The sequence below is a fragment of the Hallerella porci genome (genome assembly GCF_003148885.1).
GTDB lineage: Bacteria > Fibrobacterota > Fibrobacteria > Fibrobacterales > Fibrobacteraceae > Hallerella > Hallerella porci.
Genome location: NZ_QGHD01000001.1, coordinates 91,712 through 107,157, shown reverse-complemented (window position 1 = coordinate 107,157; position 15,446 = coordinate 91,712). Strand labels below are relative to the sequence as shown.

The window sequence follows — 15,446 nt, the reverse complement described above, 5'->3', positions numbered from 1 at the left end:
TTTTTAGAGGAAGCTCGCTTTAATGCCAACTGCCAAAGTCCATTCTTCAAGGAACGCATCCCAATCGGGCAAGTTCCATTTGCGCATCGGACTTTCGTCGTATTCATCATCGGGATCTGCTGCGTTTGCTTTATCGTGCAACGGAAGCGAGAACGCGATGAAAATCGGATAATCCGTCCGCGAAAATTCTAAGCCATAGACGAATGCCGCTGACCATGCTTTGTGATCGGGATCGGGACGCGGATCATACACGCCGACTTTTTCGGACGGAATCCATGCGACGCCGAACGGAGCCGAGAATGTGAGTCCAAAAGAATGGACAAAATTTTCTTGTCCGCGGTAAGCGTAAGCAACGCTTGCCGAAATACTCGAAGGAGTAAATCCGCCGAGGTCATTTTCGCCGTACCATTTGAAATGATAATCGAATCGATCATCGCCATCGGTATCGTAATTTTTCCAATAAGAATCGTTGAATTCGTTTTCGCCGCTAAAGCTGATGTTAAACGGATGCGTATAAGTTAACGAATAAAGCCACATGCCGTTTTCGGTATCGCGCGTATAATTCCAGCCGAGTGCAAGAGAATAAATGCCCGAACCTTTCTGAAATCCCGTCGGCAAAAATTCTTGCGACGCGTCCGTTCCGCGTTTGATATCATACTGTCCCGTCGGAATCGTGAGCGAAAGCGAAATATTGGCAGCGCCACCGCTTCCGACAATTTGCGAAACATCAAATGAAATATCGCCGAAGCCGCCGGTTGTGCGGTCTACAGGCGCTTGGTTTGTGCGGTATTGCACTTCGCCGTGATGCGAAACGAAAGGAAGAGTTACGCCCACCGTCGTTGACCACGTTGGTTTAAACGAAAAATGCGGAGTCAAAGTAAATGCCGAATAATTCTCGCCGACATTTTCTTTCATCATCACTTCGGCTTCGACAAGTCCGCCGTTCACGCCTTGCCCAATCCATTTAATTCCATCAGATGCACCGCCGCCGCTTCCGCCAGCGCCGCAACCGCCAATCGATTCCCACGGAGTCGAAGGCGCATTCGGAACTAAGAACGCAGCTGTAAAACCCACAAGAGCCGTCAGGATGAATTTCGTTTTCTTTTTCATTTCTGCATCCTCACGGAATATAAAGTAAATAGCCGTTATTCGTTCCGGTCGCGACAAAATGTCCATCCGGAGAACGTCCGCCGATGAGTGGAATCGGAGCGATTTGACGCACGTCGCCATTCCATTCGACAGCGACATCGCTCGGAGCGCCTGCGGAGACGGAAAGTTCGCGCATTACCGTGCGGCCGATCGAAGCGTCCCAAGTGCTCTTATCGGTGAGATCGCTTTTATTTAAGTAAGCGTTGCCCGCAGCAAATTCTGCCCAGACGAGGAAAAGTTTATCGCCGAATTTCCACCAATGCGGAAAGACCGGATTCGAAAATTGTTCGGAAGATTTTTGAATTTCAACGGGAATAGACGACGTCGAAAGTTCTTGAATATAAGAATTCCATTCGTAGGATGAAGTGAGTTTATCGTAGACGATGAAATTACCGTCCGGAGAAATCATCGGCGAATCGAGAAGGCTTCCGTTCGCTCCTGCGGGCGCTTTGAGTTTTTTCGGCTTTTTCGATTTTGCATAATCGACGTAAACGAGAGAACCCGCCGGATTTTTGTAAACGAATTTCACATTTTTTGTGCCAAAAAATTTGGAGAAAGAATCCGAAGAATCTTTTGATGCCGAAGGTTCACCGACCCAAAGATGCGGATTCGCCGATTCATCGACGACGCTATCAGAAAGGATGAAATGCGCTTTATCGGAAAGGCGAATGGCGACGATTTTATATTCGACTTCATCGCAGCCGCGAGAACCTTTCGCATTCGAACCCGCCAAGGCGACGATATATTCGGAATTGGCGCTCCATTCGGGATCTTGAAATTCGCATTCGACGCCGACGGAATCCATCATCACAAACCACTGCACATTGCCAGCGGTATCCGAAACGGTTAAGCGGTCGTGTTCGCCCACTTTCGTCGTCGTAAAACCTTTTGTTTCTTTGACATTCAACGTGCCCGAGAAATTGAGCCAGAGCATAGAACCGGGATAATTTTTGGCATCCATCGAAATCGAAGGATTGCAAATTTGCTTTCCTCCGTTCACTTCGTAAACCGTTCCAAAATCCGCTTGCGCAGAATCATTGTCGGAAATCGTATTCCCTTCATATTGATCTGGACTGTAACATGCGAACAAAAGTCCAACGCTCAGAAAGGTGAAAAGTTTTTTTGCGGAAAATATTTTCATCCGTTATTCCTGTTTTTTCGTTGAATCGTTTTTTGGATTTTGCGAAACGCCATTGTGAAGTTCGTCGATGACTTCTTTTGCCGTCGAATCTTGCGAAGCAATCGCTTCTTGAATTGACATCAATTTTTCGGCTTTGAGATTTTTCACACTCGGGACGACGACAGTAGATTTTTTCCACGGTTCCGGGAAAATCACCGGGCGTGCAGTCACCGGAAGAGAATCCACATTAAAAAGTTCCCACTTGGCATTGATAAGCGCAGCCCATTCACGAAGCCAATTTTTGCGCGCTTCTCTTTCGAAAAGCCAGTTGTCCGCATTAAAGCGCCAATCGTGCAAATCCGCAGTAATAAAAAATGGATGTCCGCCCGAAAGCGTGTTGAAAAGAAGTGCCGCGCGCCGCGTCGCCGGCGCCGAAGTCAAAAGCAAAACAGAATCCTTCGACGATTTGCGTTTAAACCACGGTACAATTGAAACCGCTTCTTCGACGGTGCTCGGATCATCGTGGCGGAAAACGTAAATCAAATTCGGATCAATTCCTGCGACTTCTTCTAAATCTTCGGCGTAAAAATCCGCGTTGCTTTTATCGCGGAATACGCGACGTCCCAAAACGAGAATGGAATCTGCTTTGCCTTCACGGACAAGTTTTGCCGCAAAATCCGAACGTTCTAAGTCACCGCTTTGACCGTCGAGAATGACGACCCATTTGACGTGCTGAAAGGGTACATCGTTTACAAGCCAATGCCCGCTAAAAGAAACGAGGATGTAAAAAAGTGCGAGAAGAATCGCCACCAAAAGAGCGATTTTTGCCCGCGTCATCACACGCGCTTTGCGCTTCTCTTTTCGCAGATCTTCTATCGGCTTAAAAATTCGGGTCATTCCAATTCCTTTTACAGCGGACGCGACATGAGAACAGCGTTTTCACCATCGGAGTAATATTTCTTGCGTTCTCCGCATTGGTCAAATCCTAATTTGCGATAAAATGCAATCGCATTCGCATTGCCCGCGCGCACTTCTAAATAAAATTGACGCGCGCCAGCATCGGCAAGAGCGGATTCGCCTTCGGCAAAAATTTCCGTCGCAACGCCTTTGCGCAAAAATTCTTGTGCTGTGGCAATCGCTAAAATTTCTGCTTCGTCTGCTGCACACGAAAAAACCGCAAAGCCTGCGACTTTCCATTCGCCCGCAGCCGTTGGCGCTTCGGCGACAAAAGCAAACGTAAACGATTTTCCGAGTAAACGCTTTAACGCTTTTTCATCCCAATTTTCAAAATGCGTTTCGTTTTGAATGGCGAGAACTGCGGGAATATCTTTTTCGTCCATTTCGCGGACGGACATCGGATAATCAGACATTAACGAATTACCCCCATTGCGCCGCGGCGTTCGTAATACGAAGGCTGAATGTAATTGGCGCTTTGAATTAAATTCGGTTTCAGTTCATCGAAGAATCGGCAGAATGGTGCCAGTTCATTGCCGAGAGAAATGCAATTTTTTGCCTGCGAATTCTGCAGATAATTTTTGAAATTTTCCTCTTCCGAAACGCGCGCATCCGAAACGAAATTTACGATTTTTTCATCGGTAAATTTTTGAATTGCTTCTTCAATCGGAATGAAAAATTCTCCCGTCTTTGTTCCCACGTAAAAGTAACCGTTCCGCGCAAACAAAACGACTGCACAATTTTCATCTGTCGAAAGAGCGCGCAAAGCGCGAAGAGTTGAAACGCCATAAAGCGCACGCTTTCCCGAAAAGCAAAGGCCTTCACAAAAAGCAATTCCCGTCCGAAGACCGGTAAAAGAACCCGGTCCGAGAGTTACGAGAACACGTTTCACATCGTCGAGAGAAATTTTTGCATCTGCTAAAACCAAATCAAGAGTTTTGCCGAGATTTTCTCCGCGCGATTCGGGCTCAAAATATTCGGCAACGGTTTTACCCGCATCGAAAATTCCAAGAGCGATGCCTTTCCGCGATGTATCTAAGACGAGATCGAGATTCATTTTAACGCTTGATTTTTAAACTGGTTTCGATAATGCGATCGATGAGTTCCGAATAGCTGATTCCGATAGCAGCTGCTTCGGCTGGAAGAATCGAAGTCGGCGTCATCCCCGGAAGTGTATTTGTTTCGAGAGCCCACAATTTTCCGTCGGCATCGATGCGAACATCGGTACGGCTGTAGCCTGCGCCGCCGATAGCGAGGTGCGCTTTTTTCGAAAGTTGCTGAATGCGTTCGGTGAGTTCTTGCGGAAATTCTGCGGGAGTAACTTCGCGGCATTCGCCATTATACTTCGCTTCGTAGTCAAAATATTCGCGAGTTGTCATGCGCATTTCGGTCGGCGGAAGCGGTTTTTCTAAGCCTTCCATATAACCGCAGCTCGCTTCCCCTCCGCGAATAAATTTTTCGCAAAGAAGACGTGCCGAATTTTTGAAAAGGCGATTTACAATTTCGCCGGCTTCGTCCATATTTTTGGCAATGCCCATGCCGATGCTAGAACCGCCCACCGGATCTTTAATCACCAGCGGAAATCCGAGTTTATCCGCAGCAGCGACTAAATCGTCGCCTTTAAAATCATCGCGGTAAAGAACTTGATACGGAGGCGTTGCAATTCCCGCCGAAAGGTAAGCCGCCTTGCAAAGAACTTTATCCATAGCGAGTGCGCTCGCCAAAAGTCCGCAGCCCGTATAAGGAATGCCCCAGTTTTCGAGCATCGCTTGCACGTGACCGTCTTCGCCCCATTTTCCGTGAAGCGCTAAGAACGCAATGTCGGCGCTCGGCAGTGCAGAAAGCGGCGGATTTTTTTCAGAACAAGCGCTCGGGCCTTCGAGAGCGTAGAAATAATTTTCCGAGAAATTGTTCTTTTGATACGGCGAAAGTTCGCGCGAAGACCAAATCCATGTGCCGTCTTTTTGAATGAGGACGGGATGAATGTTATACTTTTCTGCATCCATCGCCCGGATAACGCCGGTGCCGCTCGTTACAGAAACATCGTGTTCTGTAGAATAACCGCCCATAAAGACTAAAACGCGCAAGCGAGACATTGAAAACCTTCTTGAAAAATTGTCACTTTAGAAATTAGAAAAGTTTTCAGTCATAAAAAAAGTCCGCCCCGAAAGAGGCAGACTTTTATTGAGATTGAGAGCCGCAGAAGGAAACATCTACTTGTTCCGCTGGCAGTGCCATTGCGAACCTTTCGCCGCAGCTCTTGACCAATCACATCTATAATGTAGTTCTTCTTTTCTTAAGATGCAAGGGATTTTTGCGCAGTGGATATTCCAACTTGTAACAAAGCCGAAATATTTTAAATTTCAATTTTGTGATCTTTGAGTTTTCGCCAAAGAGTCGCGCGGCTAATGCCCAATTTTTCGGCGACTTCGGTCTTGTTGCCTTTGAACAAATCAAGTGCCCGCAAAATATGTTGCTTTTCTAATTCATCTAAGGTTAAAAATTCACTCGCCGCGTTATATTCCAACGCTTTCGGCGTTTCTGCGGATAAGTTAGTTTGTGTAGAATTGATTTCTGGAAGATTCGCATTTACCGCAATCGATGACTTTGCCGGAAGAAGCAAATCCGTTTTGCGCTGCATCGGAGCGAGGCTCAATTCATCGGGCAAATCTTCTAAGCGAATGCAGCCATTTTCCGAAAGCACCACCGCATGCTCAATGATATTTTCGAGTTCGCGAACATTCCCCGGATAATTGTAAGTCGCAAGCGCCATCTGGGCTGCGGGCTCAATTTTTTGAATGACTTTATTTTCTTCTTTTTCAAATTTTAAAATGAAATATTTGACGAGATTCGGAATCGTGCTGCGCCGTTCGCGAAGCGGTGGGACGTTGATGTGAAATGTATTTAAGCGGTAATACAAATCTTCGCGGAATGTTTTGTTCGCCATTCCTTGCGCCAAATCTGCGTTCGTCGCCGCGAGAATTCGCACATCCAAATAACGCGTTTCGGTATCGCCGACGCGCCGCGTTTCGTGACTTTGCAAGAAACGTAAAAGTTTGACTTGCGTCGCCTGCGAAAGTTCGCCGATTTCGTCTAAGAAAAGAGTGCCGCCGTTCGCTTCTTCGAAAAGTCCTTTCTTGTCTGCGGCGCCGGTGAACGCTCCTTTTTTACTGCCGAAGAGTTCGCTTTCGATTAAATTTTCGGGAATGGCGCTGCAGTTAACGGCGACAAAAGGTTCGTTCGCACGCTTCGATAAGCGGTGCACAATCCGCGCTAAAAATTCTTTGCCCGAGCCCGATTCGCCGGTAATGAGAACAGAGCTCGTCGTCGGCGCAACCTTGTATAAAAGCCGCAAAATTTTTTGCATTCCCGGTGTATCGCCGAGAAGATTTTCCAAGAGATGATCTTGGAGTTCGCGGTAATTGCTTGAATTTTTTAATCCTTGCTGATACTTTTTTGCGACATCTTCGAGAGTGCGAGTGGCAACAGGCTTTACCAAATACGAAGCCGCACCGTGCGAAATCGCTTTTTCCGCTTCTTTCGCAGTCTGCGGGGTGCAGAGCAAAACCACTTCCGCTTCGGGATTGTGCGATTTGAGAAAACTGATAACATCGACATCTTTGTGCAAAAGCAACGAGATGTCAACGAAAGCGCAATCGATGAGATTCTCTTCAATCGTGTTGAAGAGAGCTGTCGAATCGGATACCGTAAAAAGGGATGCGTCAGCAAGAGACCAGGCAGAAGCTACCTGGTCTAACATTTTCCTGTCCGCATCTGCCAACAGGACATTCATTGCAGATTTTAACCTTGTGCGTGAGAAGCGACGATTTCGTCCACTTTGGCGAGCAAGTCTTTGTAGTTAGGCGGCTTCGAGAAAATCGAAGTTACGCCGAAATGCGTTGCAATGTTCAAATAATCTTCGGAAGAGGTGCGTCCGCCACCGCTGATTGCGATTAAGCGATCCAACTGATTCTTATTCCGGAAGTCGAGGATGACTTCGAAGCCATCTTGTTCGGGCATAATGATGTCGGTAATGACAGCGTCATACTCTGTTTTGTCGTAGAGATCTTTCGCTTTTTTTCCGTCTTCGGCGGTATCAACTTCGTAGCCGGACATTTCGAGCATATCCTGCAATACCGAGCGAATTTCTTCTTTATCATCAATTACAAGAACTTTAGCCATGAGTGGGATTCTCCATGTTTTTGTTCAAAGGCCAATACAATTTAAATGTAGTTCCTTTTCCGATAATTGTTTCCAAATCGAGGTAAGCATTTGCCCTTTTTATGAGTTGCATCGCCGCAGAAAGTCCGATTCCCATTCCCTGTCCTTGCGCCCGCGTGGTAAAATACGGTGTAAAAATGTGCGAAACGACATCGGGAGTCATTCCAGAACCGGTATCTTGGACGGTGATAAATTGATACTCGCCCGCTGGAATCGTCGAATATGGCGTTACAATTTGCTCAGAAAGTTCACATTTCTGACTGCGATAAGTTAAAGTGCCTCCATTCGGCATCGCTAAAATCGCATTCTTTCCCATATTGAGCATAATCCGATGGAAGTCGGTCGGGGATCCATAAGCGATAGCGTCTTCATTTGCATTTTTGACGATTTGAATATTTTGGGGAAGAGTTGCGGCGAGAGTATCGCGGACTTCATCAAAGACGACGCTGACTTTAAATTGCGTAAACGATTTTTCTTGTCCATCGACTTGCGCTTTTAATTGATCGTAAGTGCGCTTCACCAAGTCCGTCGCATTCGTTAACGACGTCTTCATCTTTTCGAGATATTTGCCGACGCGAACGGTTTCAGGAATTTGCGGAAGAGTCGATTCGGCGAGGTCGCGGTAACCGATAATACCCGAAAGAATGTTGTTAAAGTCGTGCGCAAGACCGCCGGCGACGTTACTCATCGCATCAAAATTCGAAGCTTGCCGCAAATTTTCTTTGAGCTGATTGCGTTCTTCTTCGAGGGCGTGAAATTCCGTTGTATCTTCAATAAGTCCGAGGACGCCGCTCACTTGTTGATTTTCGCTATACATCGGAACGAACGTTTGCTTTTCCCAATGTTTTTTTCCGGTTTTGTCCAAAGTCACTTCTTGGTGAACGATGATTTTTCCGGATGCGGTCATCGCTTGTCGCTCTAAATCGGTAAACGGCGGATTTTCCACTTGGCTAATTTTATTGCCGCGGACAGCGACGTCTTTTTTATTCTGCTGCGAATACGCGCCGACGGATTCTTTGGACCAAAGACGCAACGGCAAATAATTCAAAAGCGATTCCAAGAATTGACTTTGTTTGCGGAAATGTTCCTGCAATTTAAAGTAACGTGTGTTGATGGAATTGAGGCTATCTTGGAAGCTTTTTTCGAGAAGAGAATTTTGCCGACGCAGTTTTAAACTTTTGCTCAAATCCGCGAGATCGATGCGGTAACCGATGAAAATATTGTTGGCGTAAAGAGAAGAAACCGAAGCCGAAGTTGAAACGCCAGTGCTTTTAATTTCAATCGGAATATTTTGCATTTCTGAAATCGGCATGAGTTCCGGAAGAATTTGTGCGACCGATTTTTTGAGAATCGCTTTGCGTCCGATGCCGAACATTTTTGCTGCGGCATCATTGATAAATTCGATTTCTTCGTTCGAATTTAAAACGACTACGCCATCGTTCATCTGCTGCACTAACTGTTCCAAAATTTCGGGCAAGTCCATTTCGGTTTGCGAAATCGCTGCGTTGGCGCGGAATAGTGTCATGGTGATAATGAACAAAAAGATGGCGGCACTTTCTGCGTAAATGTAAAGTCCAAACGCCGGAAGAATTGCGTCCAAAGTAAAGCCCATTATTTCGGACGAAACAAAAATGGAAAAAACAGAACGGTAAATGCGCGCGGCATTGGTTTGAATCGCTTGGTAAGCGATAATCGCCGAGAGTGTGACCGGGATAATTAAGAAGAGGAAAATGGATACATTCGCTAGCATTGAATTTTCTGCGGTGTAGCCGTACCATTTCGAAACAATTCCCGAATAGAAATAGCCTTGAAATCCGGTGACGAGGCAAAAAACGACGCCGATTAAATTCCACGCAAACAGAAAATTTTTGATTTTTTTCCAAATAGGGCGAATCGTTTTTCCAGCGAGTTCAGAGATGACGCAAAAAATTGCGTAACCATATTGAATCCAACAAATCACGCCGAGAATGTAAACCGTTTGGCGCATTTCATCGCTGATGTAAATCGTCGGCAGTTGTTCGATAAACGCTAAAAGATTCCAAACAATATTCAGTAAAATGAGATAAACAAGATTTCGCTGCAGTTGTTTCGCAAATGAATTTGAAAGTATCGTCGTAAGAAGCATCGGCGTGAGCACGACGCACATCAAGAGTGCAAGGGTTCCGTGCAAAAAATGAATGTCAAATTCAAATGCGTTCAACTGCGTTACCTAATTTATTTCACCCGACGAATGCCGAATGTTTGCGTTTTTGTGTAACTGTCTTTGGAAGAGAATCGCGCTTGCACTTCTTTTTCCAAATTTTCGTTCGGAATAAATTTCGCATCGATGTCAATTTTGGCGATGTAAGCGCCCGTGCCGAGCGCACGTCCATCTGTCGAAACAATTCCTCGGGTGCAACGAGAAAGCCACTGCACACGCATGATGACTTTGTTATCCGTCGAAAGATACTTCGGTGTTAACACAAAATCGTCTTCGTAACGGTTCACGAATGCGCCGAGATTTGTGTAGAACGGAATATCGATATCGAGAAGAATGGACGCCCAGGCGGGATCGCTTCCAATCGAAGTGCCGCGCGGAATTCCCATCTCGACATCGTAAAGCATCCCATCAAAAATGTAACCGTTTGTATCGGCACTCGAAACGAGTTGACCTTTTTCGAAAATTTCCCACTTGCGATTTTCTTGGTTGAGAACGACCAAGCGGAAGTCTGCGTTTTCTTCGCTGCAAATTTCGTCAGCCGTCGGCGAAATTTCGGAAATCGGAGAATGCGGATGCACATCAAATGTAATCGTCGGATTCCCAGAACCCGCAACGGTTGCCCACGGATTTTCGGATGACGGTTTGTTGCCGCTGTTGTCGAGGAAAAGGCTCGCATCTAACGGCGCAAAGCGAATGCGGTCGCCTTCTTGCACTGCGGTTTCTGCTTCTTTTTCGTAAAGCATCGTGAAGCTTGACTGCGCCAATGTCCAGCGATAAGCCGGTACATTAATCGGTCCCGAACGTTCGCGTTGCACAAGGGTTAGAGTGGAATCTCCAATAGTAAGCGGTTCGCTCGCTTCGACTTTAAGCGATGCAAAATTGCCCGCATCTTTAATCGTTCCCGCGACGATGACTGGACCCGTTAAATCTTCGGCGAGAGTCGAATCTTTTTCATAATTTGCTCCGCTGCCTTTGTGCTGCATCAAAAGACCTGCGCCGATGAGGTCGCCGCCCTTCGATGAAATGCCCGAGTAATTGCCGCTCGTATTGCCGAGTTTAAACGGTGACGATAATTGCAAATTCGCTTCGGTGCGGTCGCTCGTCCAAGTGAAATTTTTCGTCCACAATGTTTCGGGGACAACTGTTCCGAAGACAACTGAAATGCTATCGGGCGCATGTTTTTCATCGACTTCATAAGCAAAATTTGCGATGACATGTTCTGCGAGACCATCGCCATCTGCGTCCGAAATACTCGCGTACTTGAGCGGAATCGGGAGCACTTTCAATGTAAACGGAAGAATGGGTGCGGCGCAAATTTGTGAAACGCCATTTCCCGCTTTATCGGTAATCGCTGCGTTCGAAAGCAGTTGTCCTTTCATGCCTTCGGTGACAATAGAATTTCCACCCGCATCAAAAGAAATTGTGAATTCCCAAACATTCAATTCTTCGTTGTAAATTCTGGAATTGGTAACGCTAGGAACCGTGCTCACCGCATTTCCGCTCGCATCAAAAAGCGCTAACGGCCACGCAGTTCCCGGCGCCGAAATCGGTTCGGAGAATTGAATGTAAACTTTATCGTCGGACGCATCTTTTAAGCGTTCCAAAACCGAGAGAGAAAGCACTGTCGGCGAAATCGCATCGGTATAAACATCTTGGCTGGCTTCAATTTTTCCAGCGATGTTGCTCGAAAGAATAATTACGCCTTCGGGATTTGTGTAAACCGCAGAATTTTTCGGCGTAAACGAAACCGTCATCAACGAATCCGTAATCGTCGCTTGCGTTACCCGAATTGTATCGCCTAAATATTCAAAGGCGACAGATTCAAATTTTTGATTTTCTTGATACGGCGAAGTGAGAATCATTTGCAGTTGATCCGGAATATTATCGCAATCGGAATCGAACATTTTTGCCGAACTAATAATCGGCCACGGCGGAAGTTCTTCGATTAAGAGAACCGCTTTTGCCGATGTGTAATTATACTTTGAGCTCGACGTCATCGAAGATGCGTAAAGAATTGTTTCCATCGGCGTGTCGCTCGAAACGTAGAAAGTCGCTTTTCCTTTGACAAGTGTAATCGTCGTTGTGCCGATATTTGCCGTCGGACTTGTGTAGAAGAATGCTGAACCGTTTTCAATTGAAAGGGCGAGAGTAATATCGTCGTCGGTAATTTCTGCTCCGGTGGAATCGTATAAAGTCACCGTGACTTGTGTGCGCTTTCCGATGTAAGCCTTTGCCGTATCAACATTGAACATTAAGAATCGCTTTTCGAGCGGCGTCACAATCGAATCCCATTCGACATTCGAACGCACCACTTTGCAAGCGCAATCATAACTGCCTTTCGCATTGGCGCCGTGATTATGCCACGTCACCCAATCGATCATATTGTTGCCGTAAGCGAGATTTTTTTCAACCGAGAAAACGAAATCGTCAAATTGATGATTGTAACTCGTATTCGCAAAATACGAGACGCCGTTGCCTTCGAAGTCGTCGAGGAATCCCGATGGCGAAACCGTACTTTCACCGGTATAAGTCGCCACGCGAGCGGTATCTTCTAGCGATGTCGCAGGCGATTCAAACGGAGTCACAAAGTCGAGAGTGAGAGTCCGCGTAATCGTCAAATCGGAGGAAGCAGGATCGTAATCGGGCGCGTAGCCGTAAATGTGCGAACCGTGATAGTAAATGGTGACATAAGGATTTTTGGTAAATGCAATTTCTTTTTTGCCGTCAACCGTTTCGAGGAATGTCGATTCGGAACCGGTATAAAGCGGACCTTTGGTGAGATCAATTCCTTCGAAGCGTTCGGGATCCGAAGCCTCTTTGTGCGGGCGCAAAGACCAAGAGCCTTCAAGGTCGCCGTAAGTCGCTCCCGTTAACTGCATTTCAAATTGGAAACTGCTCGAAACGCCAATCGTTCCTTGAAGAGTCACCGGCAAATAATAAGCGCCACTTGCCGCATCCGAAACCGCAGTGCCATAGCTCACGCTCATCGAAGACATATCGTCATACGAAACTTTGACGAGTTGTCCCCAGCCCGTTGCCGATGTATTCTTCTTCAAATAGAATCGCAGTTCCACATCCGAATACGGAATGGAATCGTTATTCGTGACGATGACGAAGAATGTATTGCAAGTTTTCCAATCCGAACATTTGCTGTTTTTGTTCGCCGGCTTCACGAAGACTCGGAAATCGACCATCGTCGCTTCTGCCGAAGTCGTAAAGCTATAAGTCGAATCGCTCGTCGCTTTTCCCGAAGAAACTTTGAAATAATACTTCGTTCCCGGTTCGAGATTTGTCAAATAACCTTCGTGGAAACGCACGACTTTTCCCGAGTCCGCGGTATGCATTTGCGAAAGTTCCGTAGCGCTTTTTCCGTATTGCACGATGCCGTTCAGCGCTTGATCTCCCGTCCACCAATAAATTTTTGCGCTGTTATTCGTCACTTGGCAAATCGTTACACCCGAAAGATTCGCAGCCTCTGCGACTTGATCCCAATTATACCATTGCCCGTGATTATCATCCGTCGTATAATTCTTTTTTACATCGTGACCGACCAAATAGAAATAATATTTTGCGCCCGGTGTTAAACCGTCGATGGTCACGCTTCCGCCAACGCCTGCAACTGCCGTTACCGAGTCCACTTTTGCCGCATCGGGAGAAAGCCCGTAGTAAACGGTAACGATTGCACGTTCATCCGTTGTCCAGCTGATAATCGCCGAAGTTTCCGAAATCGCAGTTCCTTGAATATTTGAAAATTTCGGACCATCCACATCTTCGGGGACTTTTTTCGAAAGGCTTAACCCCGGAATGATAAATTGCGAAGAAAAGTCGATGCACGTTTCCGTTGCCGTATAATCGAGCCAGTCATCTTTCAAAGTTTGCGTCGGCGCAGCGCCGCCCATCAGAGCGCCTTTCGGGCAACGATATTCATACGGTAAAGCGCCCGCATTATAGCCATCGGGATTGGATGCGCGATTGTGCGGATGATTTTCGTTACGCGTTCCCGCTCCCATGATGAACGAAATGCCCCACGGATTTGTGCCCATATTGTAATAGAAATTGTCCAATGCGACATTTAAATATTGTTCGTCGCCCGTCATATCGTAAAGCATAAAGACCGCATTCGCAGCGCCCATATTGTAACGGTTAAATCCCCAATCGCTCGACGTCCACACGAGATTATACGGCGGAACGACTTTGAAATTTCCATACATATTTGTGCTGACGATGGAATCTCCCTGCGTGCCGTCATCGGTTAACCGAAGCATCGTCGCTTTCAATCGGGTGAGAAGAGTATCGCGTTCCTCAGCCGCGATGCCGTAACTTTGGGCTTTGGCTATCGTCGGGAGAATGAGTTTTGCAAAGGCGAAGAGAACGTAAGCGTGGACGTTTTCGTAGTCGGTCATCCAACCGCCCGGATAAAATCCGCTCGTATGTCCCAAATAACCGCCTTTAAAATACGGCAAATTATACTTGTAATTGTCGGCGTTATTGTTAATCGCAGGATTTTTGTACAAGTCAAATGCATAAGACGAATCTTTCGTCGCATACCAAAGTCCGAGCGCTGCTGCGGCAGCATCGTCGTAAAGCGGGCCTCCTCCTGTGTAAAATCCTTTTAATTCATCGGTATTTTTTCCATCGGGATTATTTTTCGCGATGATATTCTTGTAAATATCTTTTGCCGCTGCGATTAACGAATCCGAATAATGATCGGTCTGATACATTTCCCAGCCGACTGCAAAAAATGCCATCGCCGCTGCATACATGCCCGCCGCATTGGTTCCAGCTCCTTTCGCCACAGGGCGCGGAGCGCCGCCCTTCGCAGTACTTTGCGCATCTTGATGTTCCGGCACATCCCAGAACTGGTGATCTTCGGAACCGACGCCTACCGAATGATACATATCGCCTTTGGCAATTAAACCATCTTCTTTCGACGCTTTGTAAAGTTTATAGATAAAATCGACGCCGACTTTTGCTTCCCAAAGAATATCGGGAATGCCGTCCGTCGTTACCGTGTCCGCATAAGATGCGCCAAAATGATCTTCGGCACGTTCCGAGTAAACATCGTAAGCGATAGCAAGAGTCATCGCTGCATAGCCGAGAGTTTGGCTCACTTTAAAATGGTCGCCGCAATCGTGCCAACCGCCCGTCAAATCATGTCCGAGTTGAGCGCCATCTTTGACGTGGCACGCACCGTGTAATTGCGAATTTGTTTTACCGCAGCGTTGAATGCCAAAAAATTTGAGAGTCGTTTCTAAGACCGCATTAAACAAATACTCGTTGATGATAAAATTGAAAGAAGTATCCGCTCCGACGACGACGAAGTAAGTGCCCGGAGCCGTTAAACTTGAAAAATCTGCGGTGTAAAGTTTTTCGGTCTGCGCAGACGTGGAATCGTTATCGCCAAATTCATAGACCGAATTGATGGAATTAAACGCTCCGTTCACCCACATATTCGGGCGCGTCCAAGTGCCCACGGATTTGAGAGAGCCTTCGTAAACCGAATTTCCACTCGACGCATCGATGACTTTAAATGTCGTCGCTTTCGGTTCCGCGACAAATGCATACTTATGCGCATCCGCAGGACGGAAGCCGACTTGATTCACCCGAATCACCGGCCGATCGTAAACATTTAAGCTATCCAAATAGCGGCGGCTGCAAGTGTCGCAAGTAAAGTCGATATTCGGAATGCGGTCATCGGCAAAAACAACCGCAACGAGGCTCAACAACAATAAAAATAAACGGCGCATAAAGCTCCTTTTTAAGGCACCACACTCCTTTTAAAAATAAGAATAAAAGAAGCGG

Annotated in this window: 10 protein-coding genes; all 10 read right to left on the bottom strand. The window is 46.6% G+C overall.

The window, feature by feature from the left end; genetic code table 11:
- Positions 1-3 precede the first annotated feature (3 nt).
- A complete protein-coding gene (locus tag B0H50_RS00410) occupies positions 4-1,110 on the bottom strand; it encodes a transporter family protein (protein ID WP_106197490.1) in 1,107 nt (368 codons plus the stop codon).
- A gap of 10 nt (positions 1,111-1,120) precedes the next feature.
- A complete protein-coding gene (locus tag B0H50_RS00405) occupies positions 1,121-2,290 on the bottom strand; it encodes a hypothetical protein (RefSeq protein WP_106197491.1) in 1,170 nt (389 codons plus the stop codon).
- 3 nt (positions 2,291-2,293) lie between these two features.
- Positions 2,294-3,166, bottom strand: a complete 873-nt coding sequence (locus B0H50_RS00400; protein ID WP_109587064.1) for a YdcF family protein — start codon at positions 3,164-3,166, stop codon at positions 2,294-2,296.
- Positions 3,167-3,177: 11 nt separating this feature from the next.
- Positions 3,178-3,639 carry a GNAT family N-acetyltransferase gene (locus B0H50_RS00395; RefSeq protein WP_146129107.1) on the bottom strand — a complete coding sequence of 154 codons (462 nt, stop codon included), beginning with the start codon at positions 3,637-3,639 and terminating at the stop codon, positions 3,178-3,180.
- Positions 3,639-4,280: a tRNA (adenosine(37)-N6)-threonylcarbamoyltransferase complex dimerization subunit type 1 TsaB gene (tsaB, locus tag B0H50_RS00390; RefSeq protein ID WP_109587063.1), complete on the bottom strand. Its 642-nt coding sequence runs from the start codon at positions 4,278-4,280 to the stop codon at positions 3,639-3,641. Before tsaB ends, B0H50_RS00395 begins: the two co-directional genes overlap by 1 nt.
- A 1-nt stretch (position 4,281) precedes the next feature.
- Entirely contained in the window at positions 4,282-5,319 is a 1,038-nt protein-coding gene (locus B0H50_RS00385; RefSeq protein ID WP_106197494.1) for a D-alanine--D-alanine ligase family protein, read from the bottom strand.
- A gap of 260 nt (positions 5,320-5,579) precedes the next feature.
- The gene (locus tag B0H50_RS00380) at positions 5,580-7,016 is read right to left on the bottom strand and encodes a sigma-54-dependent transcriptional regulator (protein WP_106197495.1); all 1,437 of its coding nucleotides are present in this window, start codon (positions 7,014-7,016) and stop codon (positions 5,580-5,582) included.
- A gap of 8 nt (positions 7,017-7,024) precedes the next feature.
- Entirely contained in the window at positions 7,025-7,405 is a 381-nt protein-coding gene (locus tag B0H50_RS00375) for a response regulator (RefSeq protein ID WP_106197496.1), read from the bottom strand.
- Positions 7,398-9,644 (bottom strand): ATP-binding protein, encoded by a 2,247-nt coding sequence (locus tag B0H50_RS00370; protein WP_106197497.1) that lies wholly within the window; start codon positions 9,642-9,644, stop codon positions 7,398-7,400. Before B0H50_RS00370 ends, B0H50_RS00375 begins: the two co-directional genes overlap by 8 nt.
- Before the next feature lie 14 nt (positions 9,645-9,658).
- Entirely contained in the window at positions 9,659-15,391 is a 5,733-nt protein-coding gene (locus B0H50_RS00365) for a glycoside hydrolase family 9 protein (RefSeq protein ID WP_109587062.1), read from the bottom strand.
- Between the last annotated feature and the right edge of the window lie 55 nt (positions 15,392-15,446).

Bases quoted from the DNA above. Each gene is read 5' to 3' on its own strand.
- B0H50_RS00410 (WP_106197490.1), bottom strand. From the start codon at position 1,110: ATGAAAAAGAAAACGAAATTCATCCTGACGGCTCTTGTGGGTTTTACA.
- B0H50_RS00405 (WP_106197491.1), bottom strand. From the start codon at position 2,290: ATGAAAATATTTTCCGCAAAAAAACTTTTCACCTTTCTGAGCGTTGGA.
- B0H50_RS00400 (WP_109587064.1), bottom strand. From the start codon at position 3,166: ATGACCCGAATTTTTAAGCCGATAGAAGATCTGCGAAAAGAGAAGCGC.
- B0H50_RS00395 (WP_146129107.1), bottom strand. From the start codon at position 3,639: ATGTCTGATTATCCGATGTCCGTCCGCGAAATGGACGAAAAAGATATT.
- tsaB (WP_109587063.1), bottom strand. From the start codon at position 4,280: ATGAATCTCGATCTCGTCTTAGATACATCGCGGAAAGGCATCGCTCTT.
- B0H50_RS00385 (WP_106197494.1), bottom strand. From the start codon at position 5,319: ATGTCTCGCTTGCGCGTTTTAGTCTTTATGGGCGGTTATTCTACAGAA.
- B0H50_RS00380 (WP_106197495.1), bottom strand. From the start codon at position 7,016: ATGAATGTCCTGTTGGCAGATGCGGACAGGAAAATGTTAGACCAGGTA.
- B0H50_RS00375 (WP_106197496.1), bottom strand. From the start codon at position 7,405: ATGGCTAAAGTTCTTGTAATTGATGATAAAGAAGAAATTCGCTCGGTA.
- B0H50_RS00365 (WP_109587062.1), bottom strand. From the start codon at position 15,391: ATGCGCCGTTTATTTTTATTGTTGTTGAGCCTCGTTGCGGTTGTTTTT.